The sequence below is a fragment of the Peptoniphilus sp. BV3AC2 genome, from assembly GCF_000478945.1.
Lineage (GTDB): Bacteria > Bacillota > Clostridia > Tissierellales > Peptoniphilaceae > Peptoniphilus_B > Peptoniphilus_B duerdenii.
In genome coordinates this window covers 97,557-122,233 of the sequence record NZ_AWXD01000026.1, presented here as the reverse complement: position 1 = coordinate 122,233, position 24,677 = coordinate 97,557, and the positions used below count along the sequence as shown (strand labels likewise).

The 24,677-nt window shown below is 29.2% G+C and carries 27 protein-coding genes; all 27 read left to right on the top strand.

Annotated elements, in window-relative coordinates:
* Positions 1-83: 83 nt before the first annotated feature.
* The 27 genes from der to HMPREF1252_RS06150 all read left to right on the top strand — a co-directional run bounded on the left by der (position 84) and on the right by HMPREF1252_RS06150 (position 24,652).
* On the top strand, positions 84-1,400 hold the full coding sequence (gene der / locus HMPREF1252_RS06280) for a ribosome biogenesis GTPase Der (RefSeq protein WP_023059804.1): 1,317 nt from the start codon (positions 84-86) through the stop codon (positions 1,398-1,400).
* Positions 1,400-1,987, top strand: a complete 588-nt coding sequence (gene plsY, locus HMPREF1252_RS06275; RefSeq protein WP_023059910.1) for a glycerol-3-phosphate 1-O-acyltransferase PlsY — start codon at positions 1,400-1,402, stop codon at positions 1,985-1,987. Before der ends, plsY begins: the two co-directional genes overlap by 1 nt.
* The gene (locus HMPREF1252_RS06270) at positions 1,984-2,979 is read left to right on the top strand and encodes an NAD(P)H-dependent glycerol-3-phosphate dehydrogenase (protein ID WP_023059768.1); all 996 of its coding nucleotides are present in this window, start codon (positions 1,984-1,986) and stop codon (positions 2,977-2,979) included. The genes plsY and HMPREF1252_RS06270 overlap by 4 nt, the downstream gene beginning before the upstream one ends.
* Position 2,980: 1 nt before the next feature.
* Entirely contained in the window at positions 2,981-4,240 is a 1,260-nt protein-coding gene (locus tag HMPREF1252_RS06265; RefSeq protein ID WP_238318193.1) for an HlyD family efflux transporter periplasmic adaptor subunit, read from the top strand.
* 12 nt (positions 4,241-4,252) lie between these two features.
* Positions 4,253-4,939 carry a YggS family pyridoxal phosphate-dependent enzyme gene (locus HMPREF1252_RS06260; RefSeq protein ID WP_023059758.1) on the top strand — a complete coding sequence of 229 codons (687 nt, stop codon included), beginning with the start codon at positions 4,253-4,255 and terminating at the stop codon, positions 4,937-4,939.
* Positions 4,940-4,950: 11 nt separating this feature from the next.
* Entirely contained in the window at positions 4,951-5,397 is a 447-nt protein-coding gene (locus HMPREF1252_RS06255) for a cell division protein SepF (RefSeq protein ID WP_023059933.1), read from the top strand.
* Positions 5,391-6,140 (top strand): YlmH/Sll1252 family protein, encoded by a 750-nt coding sequence (locus HMPREF1252_RS06250; RefSeq protein ID WP_023059875.1) that lies wholly within the window; start codon positions 5,391-5,393, stop codon positions 6,138-6,140. Before HMPREF1252_RS06255 ends, HMPREF1252_RS06250 begins: the two co-directional genes overlap by 7 nt.
* Before the next feature lie 8 nt (positions 6,141-6,148).
* The gene (lspA, locus tag HMPREF1252_RS06245; protein WP_023059793.1) at positions 6,149-6,619 is read left to right on the top strand and encodes a signal peptidase II; all 471 of its coding nucleotides are present in this window, start codon (positions 6,149-6,151) and stop codon (positions 6,617-6,619) included.
* Entirely contained in the window at positions 6,612-7,511 is a 900-nt protein-coding gene (locus HMPREF1252_RS06240; RefSeq protein ID WP_036746978.1) for an RluA family pseudouridine synthase, read from the top strand. Before lspA ends, HMPREF1252_RS06240 begins: the two co-directional genes overlap by 8 nt.
* A 25-nt stretch (positions 7,512-7,536) precedes the next feature.
* Complete coding sequence (gene plsX, locus HMPREF1252_RS06235) at positions 7,537-8,511, top strand: phosphate acyltransferase PlsX (RefSeq protein ID WP_023059929.1); 975 nt, start codon at positions 7,537-7,539, stop codon at positions 8,509-8,511.
* Positions 8,508-8,741 carry an acyl carrier protein gene (locus tag HMPREF1252_RS06230; RefSeq protein WP_023059890.1) on the top strand — a complete coding sequence of 78 codons (234 nt, stop codon included), beginning with the start codon at positions 8,508-8,510 and terminating at the stop codon, positions 8,739-8,741. The genes plsX and HMPREF1252_RS06230 overlap by 4 nt, the downstream gene beginning before the upstream one ends.
* The gene (gene rnc / locus HMPREF1252_RS06225) at positions 8,738-9,418 is read left to right on the top strand and encodes a ribonuclease III (protein WP_023059820.1); all 681 of its coding nucleotides are present in this window, start codon (positions 8,738-8,740) and stop codon (positions 9,416-9,418) included. Before HMPREF1252_RS06230 ends, rnc begins: the two co-directional genes overlap by 4 nt.
* Entirely contained in the window at positions 9,415-10,437 is a 1,023-nt protein-coding gene (locus HMPREF1252_RS06220; RefSeq protein ID WP_023059904.1) for an elongator complex protein 3, read from the top strand. Before rnc ends, HMPREF1252_RS06220 begins: the two co-directional genes overlap by 4 nt.
* Positions 10,438-10,446: 9 nt before the next feature.
* Positions 10,447-13,995, top strand: coding sequence for a chromosome segregation protein SMC (smc, locus tag HMPREF1252_RS06215; RefSeq protein WP_023059828.1), 3,549 nt, complete (start codon positions 10,447-10,449; stop codon positions 13,993-13,995).
* A gap of 6 nt (positions 13,996-14,001) precedes the next feature.
* Positions 14,002-15,270, top strand: a complete 1,269-nt coding sequence (gene ftsY / locus HMPREF1252_RS06210; RefSeq protein ID WP_023059770.1) for a signal recognition particle-docking protein FtsY — start codon at positions 14,002-14,004, stop codon at positions 15,268-15,270.
* Complete coding sequence (gene alr, locus HMPREF1252_RS06205; protein ID WP_023059930.1) at positions 15,260-16,426, top strand: alanine racemase; 1,167 nt, start codon at positions 15,260-15,262, stop codon at positions 16,424-16,426. The genes ftsY and alr overlap by 11 nt, the downstream gene beginning before the upstream one ends.
* 107 nt (positions 16,427-16,533) lie before the next feature.
* Positions 16,534-16,893 carry a YlxM family DNA-binding protein gene (gene ylxM, locus HMPREF1252_RS06200; protein ID WP_023059773.1) on the top strand — a complete coding sequence of 120 codons (360 nt, stop codon included), beginning with the start codon at positions 16,534-16,536 and terminating at the stop codon, positions 16,891-16,893.
* Positions 16,883-18,220 (top strand): signal recognition particle protein, encoded by a 1,338-nt coding sequence (gene ffh / locus HMPREF1252_RS06195; protein WP_023059846.1) that lies wholly within the window; start codon positions 16,883-16,885, stop codon positions 18,218-18,220. The genes ylxM and ffh overlap by 11 nt, the downstream gene beginning before the upstream one ends.
* 26 nt (positions 18,221-18,246) lie before the next feature.
* Entirely contained in the window at positions 18,247-18,537 is a 291-nt protein-coding gene (gene rpsP / locus HMPREF1252_RS06190; protein ID WP_008902247.1) for a 30S ribosomal protein S16, read from the top strand.
* 19 nt (positions 18,538-18,556) lie between these two features.
* Positions 18,557-18,787 carry a KH domain-containing protein gene (locus HMPREF1252_RS06185; protein WP_008902248.1) on the top strand — a complete coding sequence of 77 codons (231 nt, stop codon included), beginning with the start codon at positions 18,557-18,559 and terminating at the stop codon, positions 18,785-18,787.
* Positions 18,777-19,271, top strand: coding sequence for a ribosome maturation factor RimM (gene rimM, locus HMPREF1252_RS06180; protein ID WP_023059824.1), 495 nt, complete (start codon positions 18,777-18,779; stop codon positions 19,269-19,271). The genes HMPREF1252_RS06185 and rimM overlap by 11 nt, the downstream gene beginning before the upstream one ends.
* Entirely contained in the window at positions 19,271-19,969 is a 699-nt protein-coding gene (gene trmD / locus HMPREF1252_RS06175; RefSeq protein WP_023059840.1) for a tRNA (guanosine(37)-N1)-methyltransferase TrmD, read from the top strand. Before rimM ends, trmD begins: the two co-directional genes overlap by 1 nt.
* Positions 19,970-20,317 (top strand): 50S ribosomal protein L19, encoded by a 348-nt coding sequence (gene rplS, locus HMPREF1252_RS06170; protein WP_008902251.1) that lies wholly within the window; start codon positions 19,970-19,972, stop codon positions 20,315-20,317. It abuts the gene before it with no gap.
* Between the two features lie 90 nt (positions 20,318-20,407).
* The gene (locus HMPREF1252_RS06165) at positions 20,408-22,057 is read left to right on the top strand and encodes a glycosyl hydrolase family 18 protein (protein WP_023059895.1); all 1,650 of its coding nucleotides are present in this window, start codon (positions 20,408-20,410) and stop codon (positions 22,055-22,057) included.
* Entirely contained in the window at positions 22,054-22,734 is a 681-nt protein-coding gene (locus HMPREF1252_RS06160; RefSeq protein ID WP_238318191.1) for a zinc dependent phospholipase C family protein, read from the top strand. The genes HMPREF1252_RS06165 and HMPREF1252_RS06160 overlap by 4 nt, the downstream gene beginning before the upstream one ends.
* Positions 22,735-22,780: 46 nt before the next feature.
* Entirely contained in the window at positions 22,781-23,779 is a 999-nt protein-coding gene (gene asnA, locus HMPREF1252_RS06155) for an aspartate--ammonia ligase (protein WP_023059764.1), read from the top strand.
* Between the two features lie 96 nt (positions 23,780-23,875).
* The gene (locus HMPREF1252_RS06150) at positions 23,876-24,652 is read left to right on the top strand and encodes a hypothetical protein (RefSeq protein ID WP_008902255.1); all 777 of its coding nucleotides are present in this window, start codon (positions 23,876-23,878) and stop codon (positions 24,650-24,652) included.
* The last annotated feature ends 25 nt before the right edge of the window (positions 24,653-24,677 follow it).

Below are 24,677 nucleotides of genomic sequence, written 5' to 3'. Positions count from 1 at the left end.
GCTACAAACCTTTATTTTATAAGGTTCTTTTAATTGCAACTATATTTTTTAAATGATATAATTCTAATAGAATGGAGGTTATTATGGAAAAACCCATTGTATCGATTATTGGAAAACCAAATGTTGGTAAATCAACACTTTTTAATAAAATTGTAGGAAGAAAAATATCTATTACAGAAGACACACCAGGAGTTACTAGGGATAGAATTTATAGCGATGCATCTTGGCAAGGTAGGAAATTTTTATTAGTTGACACTGGAGGATTGGACTTAAAAGATGAAGATATCTTTATGTCTAGCATAAAAGGTCAAGCTGATTTAGCATTAGAGACTTCGGATGTAATTATATTTGTACTTGATGGTATTCACGGACTATCTCCAACAGACGTAGATATTGCAAAATACCTTAGAAGATCTAATAAAAAAATTGTCCTATGTATAAACAAATATGACTCTAAGTCAGCTAAAGATAATTACTATGATTTTTTTGAACTAGGATTAGGGATTCCTGTTTTAATATCAGCAGAACAAGGAACTGGAGTAGGAGACCTTTTAGATATAGTAACTTCAGAATTTGAAATAGATACAAGTGATGAATATGACGAAACTGTAAGAGTAACTCTTATTGGTAAGCCAAATGTAGGTAAAAGTTCACTTATCAATTTTATTTTAGGAGAAGAAAGATCAATAGTTACTGATATTCCAGGAACTACAAGAGACTCTATTGACTCTCATTTTATCTACAAGGACACTGAGCTAACTCTTGTGGACACTGCAGGGCTAAGAAAAAAGAAAAAAATTAACGAAGCAGTTGAAAGATATTCAGTTATAAGAACACTTACTGCTATTGAAAGATCTAATGTATGCGTTCTACTAATTGACGCTGAAGAAGGAGTAAGTGAACAAGACTCTAAAATTGTTGGTTATGCCCATGATAATAATAAAGCGATAGTTGTAGCAGTAAACAAATGGGATGCGGTTACAAAAGACAACGATTCAATTAAAAAATATGAAAAATCTATAAGGGAAAGATTGCCATTTATAAACTATGCACCTATTATATTTATATCAGCACTAACAGGACAAAGAGTTGATAAACTACTAGATACTGTATTAATTGCAAATAACAATTACAATCACAGAATAAAGACATCAGTGTTAAATGAAATACTAAATAAAGCCGTTCTTATGAACCAACCTCCTTCTGATAAAGGAAAGAGAGGAAGACTTTACTTCGGACAACAAGTTGCTACTAGACCTCCTAGATTTTTATTAAGTGTAAATGATAAAGAATTGTTTCATTTTTCTTATATAAGATATATAGAAAACCAAATTAGAGAATCCTATTCATTTATTGGAACACCAATTAAAATTGATCTTAAAAATAGGAGTGGTGATTGATGAATGTATTTCTCACTCTTATAATTTCATATTTAGTGGGATCTATCTCCGGTTCTTTTATTTTAGGTAAATATTATCTACACAAAGATGTTCGTAAATATGGTTCAGGAAATGCAGGAACAACCAATGCGATTAGAGTTTTTGGCAAGAAGATTGGTATTTTAACATTTATAATTGATATGTTAAAAGGATCTCTAGTCGCTTATATGCTTATGAAATATAATAGGGAATTTCTCTTTCTAGGAATTTTATTTGCAATCTTAGGACACGATTATCCATTTTATATGAAGTTTAAGGGCGGAAAGGGAATTGCCACTACTTTTGGAGCATTTTTTATAATTAATCCATTGTGGTCATCAATTGCTTTTCTAATCCTATTATTGATAGGGAGATTTACTGGCTATGTATCAGTAGGCTCATTGGTGTTTTTATTTTTAAACTTTGTGTTCCAAATTTTAACAACTAGTTTAAATAAAAATGAAATAATAATACTTTTGTTAATTACAATATTAGGAATTGTAAGACATAGATCAAACATCAAAAGACTAATAAATAGAAACGAACTTAAAAGCAGGAGGAAACAATGAAGATTTCAATAGTAGGAGGCGGAAGCTGGGGAACTGCTATTTGTTACTTGATTTCAAAAAAATATAAACCAATTTTTTATATTAGAGATAAAGAAGTTTGTGAAACCCTAGCTAAAACAGGAGAAAATAAAAAATACTTACCAGGAACTTTTATTGAAAATGCAAACTTTACAAACTCTCTAGAAGATATCAAGGATTCCGATATAATTATCCTAGCAACACCTTCATCCTCAATAAAAGAAATGCTTTCTAAAATAAATAAATATACAAAAAAAGAAACGATAATTGCAAGTTTAGCAAAAGGGTTTGAAGAAGAAACCCATAAAAGACTTTCTGAAGTTGCGAAAGAGTACACATCTAATCCTTTTGTAGTTGTATCTGGTCCTTCTCATGCGGAAGAAGTTGGAAAAGATATTCCCACTGCAATAGTTGCATCTTCAGCTGATTTAGAAGCTATGAATAAGGTTCAAGAAGTATTTTCTTCGCCTGTATTTAGAGTATATACAAATCCTGATTTAATAGGAGTTGAAATAGGCGGCGCTCTTAAAAATATAATAGCTCTTGCAGCTGGAATGAGTGATGGGCTAGGATACGGAGACAACACAAAAGCAGCTCTTATGACTAGAGGAATGTATGAAATGAGCAAACTTGGCTTAAAGTTAGGAGCAAATCCTCACACATTTAACGGATTATCTGGAATGGGCGACCTTATAGTAACTTGTACATCTATGCATTCTAGAAATAGAAGGTGTGGAATATTAATAGGTGAAGGACATTCAATCGAAGAATCCGTTAAAGAAGTAGGACAAGTTGTAGAAGGAATAAAGACGACAAAAGCTGCGTATCTTCTATCTAAAGATTATAGTGTGGAGATGCCAATAGTAAAAATTTTGTATGAAGTACTTTACAATAATCTAGATCCAAGAGAAGCGGTTGAGTCACTTATGACTAGAAAACATAAAGAAGAAATCGAAGAGGTTTTCTTTGAATAGAATGAATATTAAAAATTTTAACTTAAAAAACAGACGACTATTCTTAACAATCATAATAGTATTCTCTATTTTTATTATAGGTAGAGTGATATCAAGAAGATCTTACCTAAGCCACAGCACCGTTTTTCCTGTACAGACAGTTTACAAGGTTAATACACGTGCAACGTCTTACTTAGTATATAATGAAAATGTTGTAGATGCATCAATGAACGGGATTGCTGTTTACAATGCTTCAGAAGGACAAAAAGTAAAGGCAGGTTATGAAATAGCTTCTATTAATTTGATGGATGATGTTAGTGACCTAAAAGATGAACTGATAAAGATAAATGCTGCGATAAATGACAGTGAAAAGACTAAAGAAAAATCTAATAATTCATTTGAAATTTCGTCAGAAGACATCGCGACTATAAATAGAATTCAAAATTATTTAAAAGACAAATCATTTCAAGAAGCGATATTAGAAATAAATAGTTTAGACTTAAGTTCAAACCACAATGTGGTCATAACAGATTATAAGAAATATCAAAATTACTCAAAAGAGGAACTAGAAAAAATGAGAGATGAGCTAATAAAGCAAATCTCTAAATCTAATATAGAATATAGAGCTTCAGACTCTGGAATCGTATCATACCTTGTAGATGGATTAGAGGATAAGTATAAATATTCACAGGACAATGATTCCTATACCTATGAATATTTAGAAAAAAACAAAAATATGAGGTATAAAGAAACGAGAAATCAGGTTGAAAAAAATGAGCATTTGTTTAAACTCATTAATAATTTTGAATATAAGATTTTGTTAAAAACTAATAATATAAATCCTATTGAATCCTTAAAAGAAGGCTCTGAAGTAAAGGTAATTTATAACGATGTGACAGTAGATGCAACAATTTTAACCATCAATAAATCAAAGAATGGTGTTGTTTATGTACTTAAATCAGATAAATTCCTAGAAAGAATATATGATAAACGAATAAAAGATGTTATATTGAGTGTAAACAGAGAAAAATCATATAAAATTCCGAGCTCTTCACTTGTAAAAAGAGGAAGTATACATGGAGTTTATGTAGAGGAAATACACGGACTAGTAAGGTTTGTGCCTGTTAATATACTTTCTAGAGTAGGAGATGACGTATTTATTTCTAGAGGTAATAGAGATTATAAGATTCAGGTAGATAAGGAACTTGAAAGAACAGTCAATGCAAATGATGCAGTTGTAATATATCCAGATACAGTTGAAGATTCTCAAATACTAAATTAGGGGGAATAAATAGTGGATATAAAAAGAAATTTAGAAGATGTTTTAAAAAAAATAGAAATCGCTGAAAAAAAATCAATTTCTGGCGAAAAAGTTGAGCTGATAGCGGTTACAAAAACACATGGAATTGATATAATAAAAGAAGCAATAGAATTAGGAATCACCGATATAGGTGAAAATAAAGTTCAAGAATTTACAACAAAGTATGAAAAATTAGGTAATGATGTTAATTTTCATATGATTGGTACTTTACAATCAAATAAGGTAAAATATATATATGACAAAGCTAAACTAATACATTCCTTAGACAGAATGTCACTTGCTAAGGAAATTGAAAGAAAAGCACAAGCTTCAAATATAATTGTAAATTGTTTGGTTCAAGTAAATATATCCAATGAAGAATCTAAAGGTGGAGTATCTTTTTCCGAAACTGAAAAATTCATAGAATCACTTCTAGATTTTAAAAATTTAAAAATTGTTGGACTAATGGGAATTGCAAAGAATACTGATGATCTATCAGAAATTAGAGACTCATTTAGAAGACTTTATAACCTAAAGGAAAAAATAAAAAAACAAAACATAGAAGAATTAGAAATGAAATATCTATCTATGGGAATGAGCTCGGATTTTGAAATGGCTATTGAAGAAGGATCCAATATGGTTAGAATAGGTTCTAGCATATTTGGAAAGAGAGATTATTAAGGAGGATTAAAATGGCAGAAATGTGGGGAAAGTTTAAAAGATTAATTGGTTTTGGTGACGATGAGTATTATGAAGATGATGATTATTCAAACGAAAGTGAAAGTTATGCTCTAGAAACAGAAGTTAAGCCAGACAAAGCACAAGAATCAAGCAGAATAACTAGACCATCAAGAGTGAGTCACTCAGAACTTGTAATAACTGTTCACGAACCATTAACTTATGATGAATCAGCTAAAGTAGTTGATGATTTGAGAGAAAATAAAGCAGTTGTTTTGAATTTTGAACAACTTGAAGTAGATGTAAAAAAAGCTATTTTTGATTTCGTAAGTGGGGCAGTTTATGCTCTAGACGGCAAGCTACAAAAAGTAAATAAAGATATTTTCGTAATAGCACCAAGCAAAGTTGAAATTGATGGTCTAAAAGAAGAACTTAAAAATCAAGGAATGTTTCCTTGGTAAACCTTGACTTTATCCAAGATAATAGTTTAAAGGAAAAGTTAAAACAAACGATTGAAAAAATTGAAATAGCCGATAAATCAAATAGGTCAATAGATACAGATTTTTTAGATCCATATGAAAGATCTATTATTAGACCAATCATTGGTCATAATTTAGAGTACTATGAAGATGGCGGATATGATGAAGCTGAGAGAAAAATAATTCAGATTTATCCACCATATATAGAACGCACAGAAAAACTTAGTATAATAAAAATAATTTCAAAAAACAAGATAAGCCATAGAGAAATTTTAGGTTCTGTGCTAGGGCTTGGTTTAGTGCGTGAAAAAATTGGTGATATAGTTTCAGATGGAGACTTTGAACACTATTTGATTGTGAAAAATGAACTCGCGAATTATATTCATTCTAATTTAGAAAAAGTAGGAAATTATAAAATAAATATATCTTTTTCAGATAAAGTTGTATGTTCTGAAAAGAAATTTATCTCAAGGGAATTTGTTGTAAAATCAAAAAGACTTGATTTATTCATATCAAAAGCTTTTGCAATAAGAAGAGATCTTGCAAAATCCTACATAGAAAATGGTTTTTGTAAAGTAAATTTTGCACCTATTAAATCAGCATCAAGTTTAATTAACGAAGGTGACTTAGTTTCACTAAGAGGCTATGGAAGAGTTTTTTATGCAGAAGATCTTGGAATGAGTAAAAAAGATAATTATTTTATACGAGCTAAGTTTCCGGTTTAGGAGGTAGTATGCCTATATTTTTCTTTGTAGTTTTGCTAGTTATGATGGATCAGCTATCAAAATTTTTTGTAGTTAGTTTTTTAAAAGGACAAAGTCCTTATATCTTAATAGATGGTTTTTTAAGTTTTTATTATATAGAAAATAGAGGAGCTGCATTTGGCATTCTTCAGAATTCGCAACTTCTCTTTTCAATCATTACAATTGTAGTTTTACTAGGATTAATGATTTATTTAATAAAAAATTATAAGAGCTCATCTTTAGCTACAAAAATCTCTTTAACACTTATAATAGCTGGGGCAATTGGTAATTTTATAGACAGATTAAGACTTAAATATGTGATTGACTTTATAAGCTTCAGAATGTTTGGTCATGATTTTGCAGTATTTAATCTAGCTGATAGTTTCATTGTAATTGGCACAATTATTGTAATGATTCTGGTAATTCTTCATGAAAATCCAAAAAGGAAGAAAAATGAATAAAACATTAGTAGTCCAGTCACAACATGAGGGTATGAGACTGGATATTTTTTTGAAAGATGTTTTAGATTATTCAAGATCTAAAATTAATAAAGAAATTAAAAATAAATCTGTACTTGTAAATGGGGTTTCTGTTAAATCAGGATATATTATTAAGGAAAATGATATTATTACTTTAGAAATTCTTGAAGATCAAGTTAATCTAGAACCCCAAAAGATTGATTTTAAAATTTTATTTGAAGATGAATATATAATGGTAATATCTAAACCAGAAAATTTAGTTGTACATCCGGGAGCTGGAGTTTTTAGTGAAACTCTAGTAAATGGTTTACTAGATTATAATATTAACATCAAAGATATTGGTGAGGAAGATAGACCTGGAATAGTTCATAGGTTAGATAAAGACACTTCCGGACTTATGATAATTGCTAAAGACGCACTAGCATATAAAAAACTGGTGAATATGTTTAAATACGGCGAAATTCATAAAGAGTATTTAGCAATTTTAACAGGGCATTTAGAAAATGAAATTCGTGTAGATGAACCTATAGGTAGAAATCCAAAAGATAGAAAGTCTTTTACCGTTATATATAGTAATTCAAAAAATGCCATAAGTACTTTTGTTCCAATAAAATATATGAATGGTTTTACCTTATGTCGTGTTATAATAGAAACGGGTAGAACCCATCAAATAAGAGTTCATGCTAGGTATTTAAATCATCCTGTGTTAGGAGATTCAATTTATGGATATAAGAATTCTCTGGGCATTAAAACTCAATTGCTACATGCTTATAAGTTGACATTTAATCATCCAATTACAGGTGAGAAACTTAGCTTTGAAGATGATTTCCCTGATAGGTTTACTAAAGCCTTGGAAAAAATAGATAGATTATAAAATTATTTATTAATTTGGAGGATATATGAAGATATTATTTGATACTACTGGTTTAGATCTTGGCGTAAAAGAGGCTATAGAAGGAGCTGTTTTATCTAAAGAAGAATTAAATATAGAACCTACACTTGTTGGTGATGAAGATATTATTAGACCTATTTTAAATGAAATAGGAATGGATATGAACATACTAGATGCAAAAGAAATAATTACCAATGAAGAGGAACCTGCTTTTGCTATTAGAAGAAAGAAAGATTCATCTATTGTTGTTGCATTTAACAATTTAAATGAATACGATGCATTTATTTCATGTGGATCTACCGGTGCACTCCTAGCAGGTGGAATGTTTATGGCAGGAAGAATCAACAATGTAAAAAGAGCTGTACTTCCTACACCAATTCCTACTATAAATGGAAATACACTTCTTATAGATTCTGGAGCAAATATGGATGTTGATGCAGATCTTTTAGTTCAATTTGCAAAATTAGGTACAGTACTTAAACAAGTAACAGAAGGAATAGAAAAACCAAAAGTTGGTTTATTAAATGTTGGTGTTGAAGAAAATAAAGGCAATGCTCTTACAAAAGAAGCTTTCTTAAAATTAAAGGAAGCGGATATAAACTTTATAGGCAACATAGAAGGCAGGGATATCAATAAGCATCTATGTGATGTTCTTGTTTGTGATGGATTTGTTGGAAATATTATTTTGAAGAATACTGAAGGATTAGCAGGATTTATAATGACTCTTTTAAAATCAAAAGTTATATCAAATCTATCAGATAATGCTAAGTTAGAAGTTATGCAATCTTTGTCACCAGTCGTAAAGACTTTAGACTATAGGGAAGTAGGAGGAGTGCTTCTTCTTGGTCTTAAAAAACTTGTAATCAAAGCTCATGGAGCTAGCGATAGAAATGCGATTAAAAATGCGGCTAAATCAGCTTTACTAATGCATGAAAATAAACTTATAGATAAAATAGAAAATTCATTTAGAGGTGAAATATGAAAGAAAGAATTTTAGAAATAATAGCAGCACAATTTACTATGGATGTAGCATCTTTAAATCCTAAGATGGACTTTAGAGATGATTTAAATGCTGATTCAATAGATTTAGTTGAACTAATAATGACAATGGAAGATGAATTTGGAATACAAGTTTCAGATGATGACATAAAGAAGCTAAATACTATTGAAGATGTAATCGATTATGTGGAGGAACTAGAAATAGAAAATTGAAAAATTTAAAATATTTGAATATAAGCTATGAGTTTAAGAATGAGGAACTATTTAGAACTGCTCTTACTCATAGCTCTTATTCAAATGAAAATAAAGAAAAATGTAAATATTCCAACGAAAGATTAGAGTTTTTAGGAGATGCAGTACTTGATTTAGTAGTAGGGGAATATTTTTTTAAACAGTTTAAAGTTAGAGAAGGACAACTCTCTATGATGAGGGCTAAAGTTGTCAAAGAATCTTCTTTAGCAAAAATAGCAAAGAAAATAAACTTAGGAGAGATGATTCTTTTAGGTAAAGGCGAAGAAAAGAATAACGGGAGAGAAAAACTATCTATTTTGGCAGATTCCTTAGAAGCTTTAATTGGTGCTATATACTTAGATAGTTCTTTTGATGTTGTAAAAGAATTTATTCTAGATATTATGTCCGAAGAACTTGAAAAAGCTCATGAATCATCATATCTAGTAGACTATAAATCAAGACTTCAGGAAGTATGCCAAATGGCTCACTTAAACATTGAGTATGTTCTTGAAAAAACCAATGGTCCTTTAAATTCACGAGTTTTTTATTCAAAAGTAATCGTGGATGGAAAAGTATTTGGTAGAGGTGAAGGTAACTCAATAAAAAAATCTGAACAAATGGCAGCTAAAGATGCTTTATCAAAAGGTAATTTTAAATGAAAAGAAATATAATCCCAATATTTATACCGCATTTAGGATGTCCGCACGACTGTGTTTTTTGTAATCAAAATAAAATAGCTTCTACTAGTATTGCTACTAAAGAAACTGTGAAAAATACTATTGATGAGTATTTGGATTATTTTAGAAAAGATTCTATAGTTGAAGTTGCTTTCTATGGAGGTAGTTTCACAGCCATACCAATAGAAGATCAAATAAATTTCTTAAGTGTTGCTAATGAATATAAAAAGAAAAATTTAGTATCTTTCATTAGACTATCAACAAGACCTGACTATATAGATGAAAATATACTTGAAATTTTAAAATCTAATGGTGTTGATACTGTTGAGCTAGGAGTACAATCTAGCAATCAAAATGTACTTAATAAATCTGGAAGAGGGCATGATTTCAACTGTGTGAAGAAATCAGTAAATTTATTAAAAGAATATGGATTTGATGTTGGACTGCAACAAATGGTTGGACTTCCAGAGTCAAATGATGATCTAGAAGTGAAGACTGCTTTGGACTTTATAAATTTAAAGCCAGATTTTGTTAGAATTTATCCAACTTTAGTTGTAAAAGATACAGAGTTGGAAAATAAATATAATAAAAGTGAATATAACGCCTTAAGCTTGACAGAAGCTGTAAACATTTGTGCAGAACTCTTATCATTGTACAACAAAAATAATATTCCTGTTATTAGAATTGGACTACAACCAACAGATGAAATTAACTATGATGGGTCAGTAGTAGCTGGACCTTTTCATCCAGCTTTTAGACAGTTAGTGGAAACTAAAATTTTAATTGATAGTATTATAGATTATTTAAAAAACATAGAAATTAAACATTTATTAATAGAAGCTTCTGGCAGAAATATTTCTATGATTAGCGGACAGAATAAATCTGGATCTAATATGCTGATAGAATCTCTAAATTTAGATTCTTTAAAATTTAAACAAATAAAAGATATAGATGAAATTATTTTAAATGACGAGGATAATGCTTTTAAAATTGTAATTTGAGGAAGAAATATGTATTTAAAATCTCTTACAATGCAAGGATTTAAATCTTTTGCTGACAAAACTAAAATTGAATTTGACAATGAAATCACCGGAGTGGTAGGCCCTAATGGAAGCGGTAAAAGTAATATTTCCGATGCTATAATGTGGGTGCTTGGAGAGACATCTATAAAATCTTTAAGAGGTAAAAAGATGGAAGATGTAATATTTTCAGGTACAAATAAAAGAAAACCTCTAGGCTTTGCAGAAGTAACTATTTTATTTAACAATATAGATAGAGCACTAAATATAGATTTCGATGAAGTTGCAGTATCAAGGAAGATGTATAGATCTCTTGAATCTGAATATAGAATAAATGGTGAAAAGGTTCGTTTAAAAGACGTAAAAGAACTATTTATGGATACTGGTATAGGAAAAGACGGATATTCATTGATAGGCCAAGGTAGAATAGATGAAGTTTTATCAAATAGTCCAGATAAAAGAAGAGCAATCTTTGAAGAGGCATCTGGAATTTCAAAATTTAAATCAAAAAAACAGGAAGCTCTAAATAAACTAAATAGAACAGACCAAAATATAACTAGAATTTCTGATATAATTTCTGAAATAGCTACAAGGGTAGATGAACTTGAAGAAGAGTCTAAAAAAGCTATTAAGTATTTAGAATACGCAGGAGAATTAAAAGAATTAGACCTAACAATATCTAAACGTGACTATTCAAATATTATTAATTATTTAAAAGATAGATCCACTATTTTAAAAGAAAAAACCTCTGAATTTGATAAAACAAATTTGAATTTAGAAGACTTTAGAAATAAGGAAAAAATTTTCAAAGAAGATATTGAGAAGCTACAAATGGATCTTGAAAATTTAAATTTAAAAAATTTTGAAAATTCCAACTCATTAAATGAAATTAATTCTGGTATAAATCTACTTAATCAAAGCATTAAAAACAAAAGAGAACAAATCGAAAATGCTAATAATTCAATAAACGATAGTATTGATAAAAAAGAAAAGACTTCTTTAGAGTTTAATCAAATACAATCTGAAATAGATAAACTAAATGAAGAAAAATCTAACATTGATACTCTGCTTTATGAAAAAAAGAAGAATTTAGAAGATTTTATATTACAAAATGAAGAAAACTTATTACAAAGAGATATACTTCAAAAACAACATTTAGAATATTTAGATAAAAAATCTAACTTATCTTCTCAAATTGAAGTTAAAACTAGACTCATTGAAGATAGGAAGAATCGTAAATTAGAATTGTCTAAAGTAGTAGAAAAGCTTGAATCAGATATAAAAGATTTAGAAAAATCAAATTCAGAAATAAATTACAAAATAGGAATTCAAACTAGAGAAATAGACAAATTAAAAACCGATGAAGCAAAATCTTTAAACAAATTAAATAAGGATAGAGAAGAACTATCTAGGCTTAATAGCGAATATGCTTTAATAGATAACAAAATAATTAATAATGCTACTAAGATAAAGTCACTTGAATCAGTTATTGAAAATTTTGAGGGATATTCTAAATCTACTAAATCTTTTATGTCCTATGCTAAAAATAGAAATATTTTTGTTGGTGAGCTTATTGGACCAGTAGGAGACAATTTAAAAGTTAGAAAAGAATATGAAACAGCTATAAATATTGCTTTAGGGGCTGCAGTTCAAAACATAATAGTGAAAAGACAAAGTGCAGTCTATGATATGATTTCAGTCTTGAAAAAAAATAACTACGGAAGGGTTACTTTTATTCCTATTGATACAGTACTACCAAGCAAATTAAATTTCAATTTAGAGCCTTATAAATCAAAAGGGATTTTGAATTATGCTGATTCACTAATTGAAGTTGATGATGAGCTTAAAAATATATTTTCTTATTTACTTGGAAAAATAGTAATAGCTAAAGATTATGAGAGTGCACTTAATTTTTCTAATAAGACGAACAATAGATTTAGAGTTGTAACACTCGATGGTGAAAGTCTAAATGTTGGCGGTACTATAACAGGAGGGTCAAATAAGAATTTCTATTCAGTGTTATCTAGAAATGTAGAGCTAGATAATCTTAAAAAACTTACAAATGATTTACATCAAGATCTTTCAAAAATTAAAGAATTCATTGAGAAAAATACAAAACAATTTGATATAAAATCCAATGAATTGAAAGAATTAAATACAAAAATAGATGAAAATAATAAAAATCTTGCTCTATTAAATGAACAGTCAGTAAAAATTAAATTATCTCTTGATAATTTAAATCTAACAAAAGACAATTATACTAAAGAATCACAAAGCTTAGAAACTGGAATTAATTCAGGTCTAAAGGATTTAGAAGAATTACAAGATAGATTCGATAAGCTTAATCTAGACTTCAATAATCTTAGTGTTAACAAGGAAGAGAATGAACTTAAATTAAAAGCTGATTCAGAAAAATTGAATGAACTTAAAGATAAACTTTATGAAGTTGAAACTAAAAATAAAATAATCGATGAAAAATTATCTTCAAAGTCAAGAGAAAAAAGTTTGGCATCTATAAAAATGGAAGAAGAAAATAAATTACTTGAAGAAAATAGGCTGTTACTAGATAGACTTAATGCATCTATAATTGAGGATGAGTCTAAAATATCAATTTATAAATCAGATTTATTAAATAAACAAGATTTAAAAACTGATATCTCAAGTAAGTTAGAGGAGTTTAAAAATTCCATTTTTAATAAAAAACAATCTTATGAAAAATTATTATCTGACAATGAAAATCTAAGAAATGATTTATTCTTATTAGAAAAAGAGATTATAAATCTTAAAAATAATATTGAATTTAAAAATAAAGAAAAATCAGATTTATTAACTAAAGTTTTCGAAGAATATGGTGTGGAAGACTTAGATTCAATTAATGAACTTGAAAATTTATCAGTTACAGAAGCAAGAGATAGAATAAAAAAATTAAAAGATTTAATTTCTGGACTAGGTACAGTAAATGTAGCATCCATTGAAGACTACAAAAATACGAAGGAAAGATTAGATTTCAATTTGAATCAAAGGACAGATCTTTTAAACTCTAAGCATGAGCTTAAGAAAGTAATAGAAAAATTAGATTATTCTATGAAGAAAAACTTTAAAGAATCAATTGAAAAAATCGGATTATATTTTAATGAGATATTTAAAATACTTTTTAATGGTGGTCAAGCTTCTATTGAGATTGAAGGCGAAGAAGATTATTTAAACGCTGGTATAGAGATAAAAGCTCAACCACCTGGAAAGAGGTTTCAATCACTTTCTCTTTTATCTGGAGGAGAGAAGGCAATGACAGCGGTAGCGTTACTATTTGCGTTACTTAAGGTTAGACCTGCTCCATTTTGCATACTTGATGAAATAGATGCTGCACTAGATGATGCAAATATCACAAGATATTGCGATTATTTGAAGACGTTAGAAGATATACAATTTATATTAATCACACACAGAAAACTTTCTATGGAAATTGCAGATGTCTTATATGGAGTTACAATGGAAGAGCTTGGAGTTAGTAAAGTCATTTCAACACTTTTAAAGGAGTAATTATTTATGTTAAATTGGTTTAAAGATAAGTTTAAAAAAGAAAAAGAAAAAGAAAATATAGAAGAAGAAAATCATGAAAATATTATTGTTAACGAAGAATTCAAAGATGAAATAGATGATAGTTTATTAAATGAAGACTTACAAGAAATAAGTCAAAATAATAATTGCAATGATAATAGCAACAATGATGGTAATTATTATGACAATGATAATTCTGGTTTAGAAAATTTAGATGAAGAATACAATGAAACTTCTATTGAAATTAATATTGGTGAAGATTTGGTAAATGAAGAACCAGAAAAAGAATTTCAAATTGAAAAAGATTTTATAGAAGAATCATTAGAAAATAGTGAACCAGAGAAAATAGGCTTCTTTGCAAAACTAAAAAAAGGTTTGGATAAAACTAGAAAAGACATGAGCGTAAAATTTAATACCATCATAGGCGCTTATGTTAAAATTGACGATGAAATGCTAGAAGATTTGGAAGATATTCTTATTTCAGCTGATGTTGGAATGGAAACTACAATGAAGCTAGTGGATAATTTGAGAGAAAGCATAATAGAAAATAAGGTTAATGATCCTAATATGGTTGTACCTCTTTTAAAAGAGGAAACATTAAAGCTTTTGGATATAGATAAATCTTCTGAATTAAATCTAGGTGATAAATCCATAATTCTTGTTGTAGGAGTAAATGGTGTAGGCAAGACTACCACAATAGGTAAACTTGCAAATAGATTTAGAAAAGAAGGTAAATCTGTACTTGTTGCTGCTGGAGATACATTTAGAGCGGCAGCTATCGAACAACTAAAAGAGTGGGGAAATAGAGCTAATATAGATGTAATACACCAAAACGAAGGTTCAGATCCTGCTGCAGTTATATTTGATGCAATAGAAGCAGCTAAATCAAGAAATATTGATGTTCTTATTTGCGATACTGCAGGCAGACTTCATAATAAGCAAAACTTGATGAAGGAATTGGAAAAGATATCTAATGTTATTGAAACAAAGTATCCAGAAGCTACTAGAGAAACTCTTCTTGTGCTAGATGCAACTACAGGTCAAAATGCCATCAATCAGGCTAAGACTTTTAAAGAAGCAGCAAATATAACTGGAATGGTTTTAACTAAATTAGATGGAACAGCTAAGGGAGGAGTAGTTTTAGCGCTTCAATCAGAACTAGGAGTACCAATTAAATTGGTTGGAGTTGGCGAAGGAATTGATGATTTACAAAATTTCAATTCTAAAGATTTTGTGGAGGCACTTTTTGAAGAATAAAGAACTTACTCGATCTTGTTTCTTAGAAGTTGATCTAGATAAATTAATCGATAATATTAGAACTATTAAAAGAAATATAAGTCTTAACTCTTCTATTATTGCAGTAGTAAAAGCAAATGCATATGGATTTGGGATTAAAAAGATAGTTGATACTTTGATTTTAGAAGGAATTGATTATTTTGCTGTAGCTACATTACAAGAAGCTCTAGAGATTAGAAAGTATCATTCTGATATTAAAATTATGATTCTTGGTTATACTGATAGAAGCCTATTTAAAAAAGCTATAGAGAATAGAGTTGAGCTTTCTATATATACAAAAGATGATGTCTTAAATTTAGAAAAGATTGCATCAGAAATAAATTCAACTGCTCAAATTAATATTCCTTTAGAAACAGGAATGAATCGTATAGGGTTTGTAGAAGATGATAAATTCATCGAAAATATGGAAACTATTAAGAATGGTAAAAATATTGAAGTATCAGGGACTTTCTCACATTTTGCCGCAGCAGATACTGACCCTTGTTATACGAGAAAACAATTTGATAAATTTATTAGAATGACAAGAATTATAGAAAATATAGGAATTGAAATTCCTTACAAACATATTTCTAACTCTATGGCTATAATGAATTTTAAAGAATTCAATCTAGATGCTGTAAGACCAGGAATCATAATGTATGGATCATCTGAAGGATTGAAAAAAGAAGGTTTTGATTTAAAATATATAGGTTCACTAAAAGCAAAAATTTCTAATATAAAAACAATAAAAAAAGATGAAAAAGTAAGCTATGGGCTTACATATACCTGCGATAGAGATACAAAAGTAGCAACTCTACCTATAGGCTATGCCGATGGAGTTGTTAGAATTCTTTCAAATAAGATAGATGTCATAGTAAATGGTAAAAGGTGTCCTGTTATTGGTAGAATTTGTATGGATCAAATGATGGTTGATGTTACAAATGTCGATTGTGATATGAATACAATATGTACAATAATAGGAAAAGATGGAGATGAAGAGATAACTATTGAAGAAGTCGCAGGACTAGCAGGAGAGATTGCAACTTCTTATTCAACTCACTTTAGTTCTAGAATACCAAGGGTCTATATAAAAAATGGACAAGTTGATGAAATATATGATGAAATAGGTTTGCTATAAAATAAATTTCATTAAAAGTGTTGACAAATTCATAAAATATAAATATAATTAATAGGGTCAAGGAAATAACTTGACCCTATTAATTTGATTACTCCTAAGGTGATAACATGGAAGATATATTCAAAATAAATATGTTGCTTATTTATTATAAGAATCTACTTACAGAAAGACAAAAAAAATGTCTTGAAATGTACTACGAGTATGATTATTCATTAAATGAAATTGCAGACATACTAAAAATATCCAAACAAGGAGTTTCAGATAATATTAAACGAGGTATTGAAAATCTCAGTGAGTATGAAGACAAACTAAAGATGATTAACAATCGCTTCAAAAATGAAAAAAAACTAGAAATCTTAAAAGAATTATTTGATGAATTTGAAAATAATTCAAAGGATTATGACTCAGAAAATTTAAGCAAAATTAAAAATGTACTTTTTAACATGGAGGTTGAAGATGATATTTGAATCACTTTCAGATAAATTACAAAATACTTTGTCTAAACTAAGAGGCAAAGGAAAATTAACTGAAAAAGATATTGATTTGGCCATGAGAGAAGTAAGACTTGCATTACTTGAAGCAGATGTTAACTTTAAAGTAGTTAAAGATTTTACAAAGAAAGTAAAAGAACGCGCACTTGGATCTGAAGTTCTTGAAAGCTTGACTCCAGGACAACAAGTAATAAAGATCGTAAATGAAGAGCTAAAAACGCTAATGGGTGAAGGAGAATCTAAGTTAGATCTTTCTAAAAATCCATCAGTATTTGTCATGGCAGGTCTTCAAGGTGCCGGTAAGACTACTACCTCTGGTAAGCTTGCATTACAAATGAAAAAAAGAGGAAAAAGACCTCTTTTAGTTGCATGTGACGTATACAGACCAGCTGCTATAAAACAGCTTCAAGTTGTTGGAGAAGGTATTGATGTTCCAGTATTTACTATGGGAGATAAGATTAACCCAGTAGATATTGCAAAAGCCTCAGTAGAACATGCAAAAAGAAATGGTAATGATGTAGTAATTATAGATACTGCTGGTCGACTTCATGTAGATGAAAATCTCATGGATGAGCTTTTAAATATAGTAAAATCTGTAGATCCTCAAGAAAAACTTTTAGTTTTAGATGCTATGACTGGACAAGATGCAGTAAATGTTACTGAATCTTTTGCAGAAAAATTGGATCTAACAGGAGTTATTCTTACTAAACTTGATGGAGATGCAAGAGGTGGAGCTGCCTTGTCATTAAGAGCTGTAACCGACGTACCTATTAAGTTCATATCTCTTGGAGAAAAGATGGATTCATTGGAAGTCTTTTATCCAGATCGTATGAGTAATAGAATTCTAGGAATGGGAGATGTTCTTTCCCTAATAGAAAAAGCTCAAGAAGCAGTAGATGAAAAGAAAGCTAAAGAATTTGAAGAAAAGTTAAAGAATCAATCTTTTACTTTTGAAGATTTTTTAGATCAAATGCAACAAGTTAAAAATTTGGGTCCATTAGAAGATATACTTGCGATGATTCCAGGAGTTAACAATAAAATGTTAAAGAACTTAAATGTCGATGAAAAAGAATTCGACAGGGTTGAAGCAATTATAAGATCTATGACTCCAAAAGAAAGAATTAAACCAGAAATTATTGATGTTTCTAGAAAGAAACGTATTTCAAATGGTGCTGGCGTACCAGTAACAGAAGTTAATAAGCTTCTAAAACAATTCAAAGAACTGAAAAAAATGATGAAACAATTTTCGGGAATGGGCAATAAAATGAAAAAAGGAAAGTTTAAACTACCTTTTCCATTTTAATGTATAAATAACAGGAGGTGAATAATTTGGCAGTAAAAATTAGACTTAGAAGAATGGGTTCAAAGAAAAATCCATTTTATAGAATAATAGTAGCTGATTCTAGAGCTCCTAGAAATGGTAGATTTATTGAAGAACTAGGATACTACAATCCACTAACTGAACCAAAAAAAGTGGTGGTTAATCTAGAGTCTGTAAACAAATGGATTGAAAATGGTGCTAAACCAACTGATACAGTTGATAGACTTTTCAAAGAAAATAATGTTTACCAACCAAAATCAAAAGAAGTAACAACTGAAGCTAACCAAGAGGAAGAATAATCCGAATAGGAGGTCTCAAATGGTTGAGTTAGTAGAATTTATTGCAAAATCTCTTTGCGAAGATAAGGACTCTGTAAAGGTTGAATTTAATAATACAGATTCTTCTATCGATATTACTCTTCATGTTGCTGAGGCTGATATGGGGAAGGTAATAGGTAGACAAGGAAGAATTGCAAAATCAATTAGGACCATTTTAAAAGCGATGTCTCTTAAAGAGAATATAAAGGTTAACTTGCAAATTGAAAACTGATCAATTAATAATAGGAAAAATTTTAAATACACATGGTATAAAAGGAACTATAAAAGTACAGCCAATAACTTCTGATATCAATAGATTTAAGAGTCTTAACTATATAATACTAGATGATTTAAAAATTGAAATTTCTAATAGAAGAATTAGTAATAATCTAGTATATTTAGATCTTAAAGGCTATGATGACATTAATAAAGTACTTCCTTTTAAAGGTAAGTATATCTATATTTTAGAAGATGATCGTATAAATCTAAAAGAAGGCGAATATTTTCAATATCAAGTAATTGGACTAAAATGTTACGATACAAAAAATAATTTTTTAGGTACTGTAATATCTATTTTAGAAAATCCAGTTCACGATATTTTAGAAATAGAAGATGAAACTAAAGCTGTTCATTATGTGCCATTTATAGATAATTTTATAGTTAGTGTGGATTTAGAAAATGGAATTATATTAAATCCTATTGAGGGTATGTTTTGATGAAATTTACAACGCTTACTCTTTTTCCTGAATTTATTGAATCAATAAAAGGCTACAGCATTATAAGAAGAGCTATAGAAAATGGCCTTATTTCTGTAGAGAGCATAAATATAAGAGACTTTGCAATTAATAAACATGGTCAAGTTGACGATTACCCTTATGGTGGTGGCCAGGGCATGGTCATGATGGTAGAGCCTGTTTATAAGGCAATAGAAAGTGTCAAAACCGAAAATTCTCATGTGGTGTTTTTATCTCCACAGGGAAAAGTTTTAAATCAGAAACTAATAAAAGACCTTTCTAAAAAAGAACATATAGTCTTACTTTGTGGTCATTATGAAGGGATAGATGAGAGAATAATTGAAAACTATATAGATGAAGAGATATCTATTGGTGATTATGTACTAACGGGTGGAGAGATTCCAGCTATGGTGCTTATAGATTCTGTATCTCGTATGATTGATGGAGTTCTAGCTTCATCTGAAGCTTATGAAGACGAATCTCATATGGATGGTCTTCTAGAATATCCTCAATACACTAGACCTCAAGAATTTGTGGGACTTAAAGTTCCAGATGTACTGCTCAGCGGGAACCATCAAGAAATTGAAAAATATAGACGAGAGATGTCTATTTTACAAACAAAGAAAAAAAGACCAGATCTTTTTAAATTTATTAAGGATAAAAAGGAAGGAGGATCTTAAATGGATTTAATCAGACAAATTGAAAATGAACAAATTACTAAAGAAGTTCCTAGTTTCTCAACTGGAGATACAGTTCAAGTTCATTATAGAATTATCGAAGGTTCTAGAGAAAGAGTTCAAGTTTTCGAAGGAACCGTTATAAAAGTTCAAGGAGAAGGCGTTAGACAAACATTTACTGTAAGAAGACTTTCTTACGGAGTAGGAGTTGAAAGAACTTTCTTAGTACATTCTCCAAGAATAGCTAAACTTGTTGTTACAAGAAAAGGTAAAACTAGACGTGCTAAATTATTCTACATCAGAAATAGACAAGGAAAATCTGCTAAAGTTAAAGAAAAAACTAACTATTAATAAAAAAGATCCTTTAAGCAAAAGGATCTTTTTTTGAATTAATTTTAATTCTGTATTATAATTATCTTATAATTATTAAAGGAGAAATTTATGAAAAAAATACTGTTAGGGCTGTTAGTTTTAATAATTTTAGCAAGTGGGGCTTTTATATATTTATTAAAAGGCAGATCTTCTAAAGTCATATCTACAAAATATAATGAATTCTCATTTATTTGTGAAGCTGATGATGTTGATAAATCTCTTTTTGATAGGATAGACGGTCAATACTATCTAGCATTGGATTTTATTAAAGATAAAATAGATAAAGATGTAGATTATAATGAAAATGAAAAAATCATTACTTTTGCCAACGATAAAGGTACAAAAAGAATTAAAGTTGGTGAAATGAAAATGTTACAAAATGGAAATGAAGTCGCGCTTAGAGACCCAGTCATTGAAAAAGATAATAAAATATTTGTACCTATCGAAGCTTTTATATATGATTATCCTGTAGAGTTAAGATATATAGATGATTTGAAGTTACTTATCATGGATTATACAAATATAAACTATGCAAAAGGAACTCTAAAGGGTCAAGGAACCAATTTAAGAGAAGAAGCTAGCCTTCAATCTCCAATTGTAAAGAACCTACAAGGAAATGAAGAAATATTAGTTTTCGGAGAAGAAGGAGATTTCTATAAAGTTCGTATAAAAGATGGATATAAAGGATATATAAAGAAAGATCTTTTAGAAGTTGATTTCGGATCCGGAAAATTCTCAACAATTAAAGACACAGTAACCACAGAGGCCAAAAGGCCTCTTAATTTAACATGGGACTATACTTATTCAACTCAGTCAGATGCTTCCATAGCTGCTATTTCTCCAATAGAAGGTTTAAAAGTTATATGTCCTACCTGGTTCTCTATCGGCAATGAAAATGGTGATTTAATTGATAGAGGGAAAATGGAGTATGTAACAAAATATAAATCATTAGGAATTGATGTATGGGGTTACTTAGACAATTCATTTGATCCAAATATAACTGAAGCAACTCTTAAATCTCCAACGAAGAGGGAATACATTATAAATCAGGTAATAAGAGCTCTTAATTACTATGGAATGAAAGGTTTAAATATTGACTTTGAACATACTAAAATTGATTCAAGAGATGATATAACTCAGTTCACTAAAGAGATTGCTGCTAGATTAAAACAACATGGTATAAAGGTGTCAATAGATGTAACACCACAGATTTCCAAAGATGTAACTAAGGAGCCATATGATAGGGTTAATCTATCTAAACATGTAGACTATGTAATGTTAATGGCGTATGATCAACACTGGGGAAGTTCTACCAAAGCAGGATCAGTTGCTGAATACAAATGGGTAGAAGGCAATATAAATAATTTAATTAGACAAATACCTAGAGATAAATTCATACTATGTATTCCAACATATACAAGAATTTGGACAGAAAAACCTGATGGATCAGTTAGTTCAACAACGGCATCTATGGCAGCTGTACAAGATATTATAGCTAAGAGAGGTCTTACTCCTAAATTTGATGAAGTTGCTAAACAAAACTATGTTCAGTACCAAGATAATGATGGGCTTAAGAAAATTTGGATTGAAGATAACTCTAGTATAGAACACAAACTTACACTTATTAATAAGTATAATTTAGGTGGCGTGGCAAGTTGGAGAAAGGGATTTGAAACCAGCTCTGTATGGACACTGATAAAAAATACCGTTATTAATTGACAGTAAAGTTCATTACAGATATAATGAATGTAGAAAAGAAGGTGTTTAGAATATTAGCAGAAACTCATACTTTAATCGCAGATAAACTTTTCAATAGAGTTTATTCTGAATATGGAATTAGATTAAATAAAAAGAAATTAAGATGGGGCTCAGTTGCTCCAGACTATCTTCCGTACTATAAATTTAAAAGACATTATCTTGAAGAATCTATAGGATATATTTCTTCGGAAATAGTTAATTTAATATATATATCTAGATATGTAGATTTCTATAATATGAAACCTTTCTTTAAAAGGTTTTTCAGCAAGAGATTAGGTATAATTTCTCATTATCTATGTGATTTTACAACCAAACCTCATGCTATTAGAGAAACTTGCACTAATATTGAAGATCTTAAAAGTCATATTAAATATGAAAAAGACTTAGCAAAGTATTCATTGAAACACGAGTTTAAAGTTTTGGATATAGATAATTCCTTGCTTTATTCAAATCATTTCATAACAATGAGACAAAGTGTTGAACAATTTGTTAGATTTGTTGTAGATAAATACTTAGAAAATGAATCTTCTTTTGAAAATGATTTAGATTATGCTATGAGCTTATCTTTTTCAATATGTGATTTTATATTTGAAACCATATTTATTTACAGTGAAGAAATGGAATTGCAATTTATTTAGTCTTTCACAAATTGTGAGAGACTAATTTTTTAATTTAGGAGGTATTATGAGATATAATTCTGATGCAACAGAACTCAATTTAAAAGAAACTCAGATTGCTATTAAAACGCTTAAAGACTATTTTCAAAGGGATCTTGCTAATACACTTAACTTAGCAAGAGTATCAGCACCACTTATGGTTAGACCTGAAACAGGGCTTAATGACAATTTGTCAGGAGTAGAAAAACCTGTAAATTTTAAAGTTCAAAAAGGATCCATAAATGTTGAAATAGTACAGTCACTTGCTAAATGGAAGAGGAATGCTTTGAAAGAGTATGGATTTAATACTTATGAAGGTTTATACACTGATATGAATGCCATAAGACCTGATGAAACTCTTGATGAGATACATTCAATATATGTTGACCAATGGGACTGGGAAAAAATAATTAAACTTGAAGATAGAAATAAGAATTACCTTAGACAAACTGTGAGTGAGATTTATGAAGTCTTTAAAAATACAGAGGATTATATTAATCACATTTATCCATATATATTAAGTAAAAAACTTCCAGAAGAAATTACTTTTATAACCACTCAAGAACTTGAAGACCTATATCCTAAATATAGTCCAAAAGAAAGAGAAAAAAGAATTGCTAAAGATAAAAAGGCTGTGTTTATTGAAGAAATTGGATATAGATTAAATTCCGGAAATAAGCATGATGATAGAAGTCCTGATTATGATGATTGGAATTTAAATGGAGATATATTGTTCTGGAATGAACCTTTAGAAAATGCTCTAGAGCTATCATCTATGGGTATTAGAGTAAATGCTGATTCATTAGAAAAACAAATTAGAATAGATGAAAAGGAAGAAAGATTATCCCTTCCATACCATCAAAATATTTTAAATAATGTACTTCCATACACCATAGGTGGAGGTATTGGTCAATCTAGACTATGTATGTTCTTTTTAGAAAAGAAACATATTGGAGAGGTACAGGCTGCAATCTGGGATGACGAAATAATTAAACATTCTAAAGAAAATGGAATAATTTTATTATAAAAATTATCGAATTTTAATTTTAAATATAAATTTGACTTATTTAACATTTCAATACATTTTTGTTGTATAATATTAATTACGAGAAAGAGGTGTGAAATGTTACCGGCAAAAAGCAATAATATAATCGGAAAAAGAAAATTAAAAGTATATAAAAATTATTGTTTTGAAGATGTAAAAGACTTTTTGTTAGATAAGTTCTTATTAGATGGAGATGTTGACTCTATGAATATATTGCTTAATTCATACAATATCGAAGATTCCATCAATACAATTACTCCGTCATACATTTCGTTAAAGCACCTAAAGAAAGACTTAGTATCTTTTCTTAAGCATAAAGAAGGAAAAGAATTACTGGCATACAATATTAGTTCAGTTATTCACGATGATATCAATAAATTTGAGCTTGCTATGTACCTAGAAGGTTATAGAGCTGGTTTCAATTCCAAGGTTCATGTAGATATGGTTGAATCTTTAGCTTTTTCTATCTATGATTTAAATAAAATATATACTTGTAAAAAACTTTTTAAAAGTAGTGTCCTTCCTGAGGAAGTGCAAAAGATAAAAGATAGAGTTTTTTTAGATGTAGAAAAGCTACCTTATCCAAAAAAGAAGATAAAGGACATAGTAAAGAAGCTAGACTTCAAACTTTTAAGAAAAAAAATATATATGATGAATTCATTCCTGGATAAACAACTTATGTTTTCAGAAAATCCAGAGGAAGGTTTTATTGAACTTGGAAATGCTTTGACAAGAAATGAACTACTAGGTTTAAATAAAAAAATAATTAAGTTTATGTTGAGAGACGGTCTTAGAGTTTATAAAAATTCATTCTGGGACGGAGTCAATGACAGAGTTTTAAAAAGATATAAATGACTAGGTTTTATAAAACTTAGTCTTT

Bases quoted from the DNA above. Each gene is read 5' to 3' on its own strand.
- HMPREF1252_RS06270 (WP_023059768.1), top strand. From the start codon at position 1,984: ATGAAGATTTCAATAGTAGGAGGCGGAAGCTGGGGAACTGCTATTTGT.
- HMPREF1252_RS06185 (WP_008902248.1), top strand. From the start codon at position 18,557: ATGGTTGAGTTAGTAGAATTTATTGCAAAATCTCTTTGCGAAGATAAG.
- plsX (WP_023059929.1), top strand. From the start codon at position 7,537: ATGAAGATATTATTTGATACTACTGGTTTAGATCTTGGCGTAAAAGAG.
- HMPREF1252_RS06150 (WP_008902255.1), top strand. From the start codon at position 23,876: ATGTTACCGGCAAAAAGCAATAATATAATCGGAAAAAGAAAATTAAAA.
- ftsY (WP_023059770.1), top strand. From the start codon at position 14,002: ATGTTAAATTGGTTTAAAGATAAGTTTAAAAAAGAAAAAGAAAAAGAA.
- ffh (WP_023059846.1), top strand. From the start codon at position 16,883: ATGATATTTGAATCACTTTCAGATAAATTACAAAATACTTTGTCTAAA.
- der (WP_023059804.1), top strand. From the start codon at position 84: ATGGAAAAACCCATTGTATCGATTATTGGAAAACCAAATGTTGGTAAA.
- trmD (WP_023059840.1), top strand. From the start codon at position 19,271: ATGAAATTTACAACGCTTACTCTTTTTCCTGAATTTATTGAATCAATA.
- rplS (WP_008902251.1), top strand. From the start codon at position 19,970: ATGGATTTAATCAGACAAATTGAAAATGAACAAATTACTAAAGAAGTT.
- lspA (WP_023059793.1), top strand. From the start codon at position 6,149: ATGCCTATATTTTTCTTTGTAGTTTTGCTAGTTATGATGGATCAGCTA.
- HMPREF1252_RS06220 (WP_023059904.1), top strand. From the start codon at position 9,415: ATGAAAAGAAATATAATCCCAATATTTATACCGCATTTAGGATGTCCG.
- HMPREF1252_RS06230 (WP_023059890.1), top strand. From the start codon at position 8,508: ATGAAAGAAAGAATTTTAGAAATAATAGCAGCACAATTTACTATGGAT.
- HMPREF1252_RS06265 (WP_238318193.1), top strand. From the start codon at position 2,981: ATGAATATTAAAAATTTTAACTTAAAAAACAGACGACTATTCTTAACA.
- HMPREF1252_RS06255 (WP_023059933.1), top strand. From the start codon at position 4,951: ATGGCAGAAATGTGGGGAAAGTTTAAAAGATTAATTGGTTTTGGTGAC.
- smc (WP_023059828.1), top strand. From the start codon at position 10,447: ATGTATTTAAAATCTCTTACAATGCAAGGATTTAAATCTTTTGCTGAC.
- ylxM (WP_023059773.1), top strand. From the start codon at position 16,534: ATGGAAGATATATTCAAAATAAATATGTTGCTTATTTATTATAAGAAT.
- plsY (WP_023059910.1), top strand. From the start codon at position 1,400: ATGAATGTATTTCTCACTCTTATAATTTCATATTTAGTGGGATCTATC.
- HMPREF1252_RS06240 (WP_036746978.1), top strand. From the start codon at position 6,612: ATGAATAAAACATTAGTAGTCCAGTCACAACATGAGGGTATGAGACTG.
- HMPREF1252_RS06165 (WP_023059895.1), top strand. From the start codon at position 20,408: ATGAAAAAAATACTGTTAGGGCTGTTAGTTTTAATAATTTTAGCAAGT.
- asnA (WP_023059764.1), top strand. From the start codon at position 22,781: ATGAGATATAATTCTGATGCAACAGAACTCAATTTAAAAGAAACTCAG.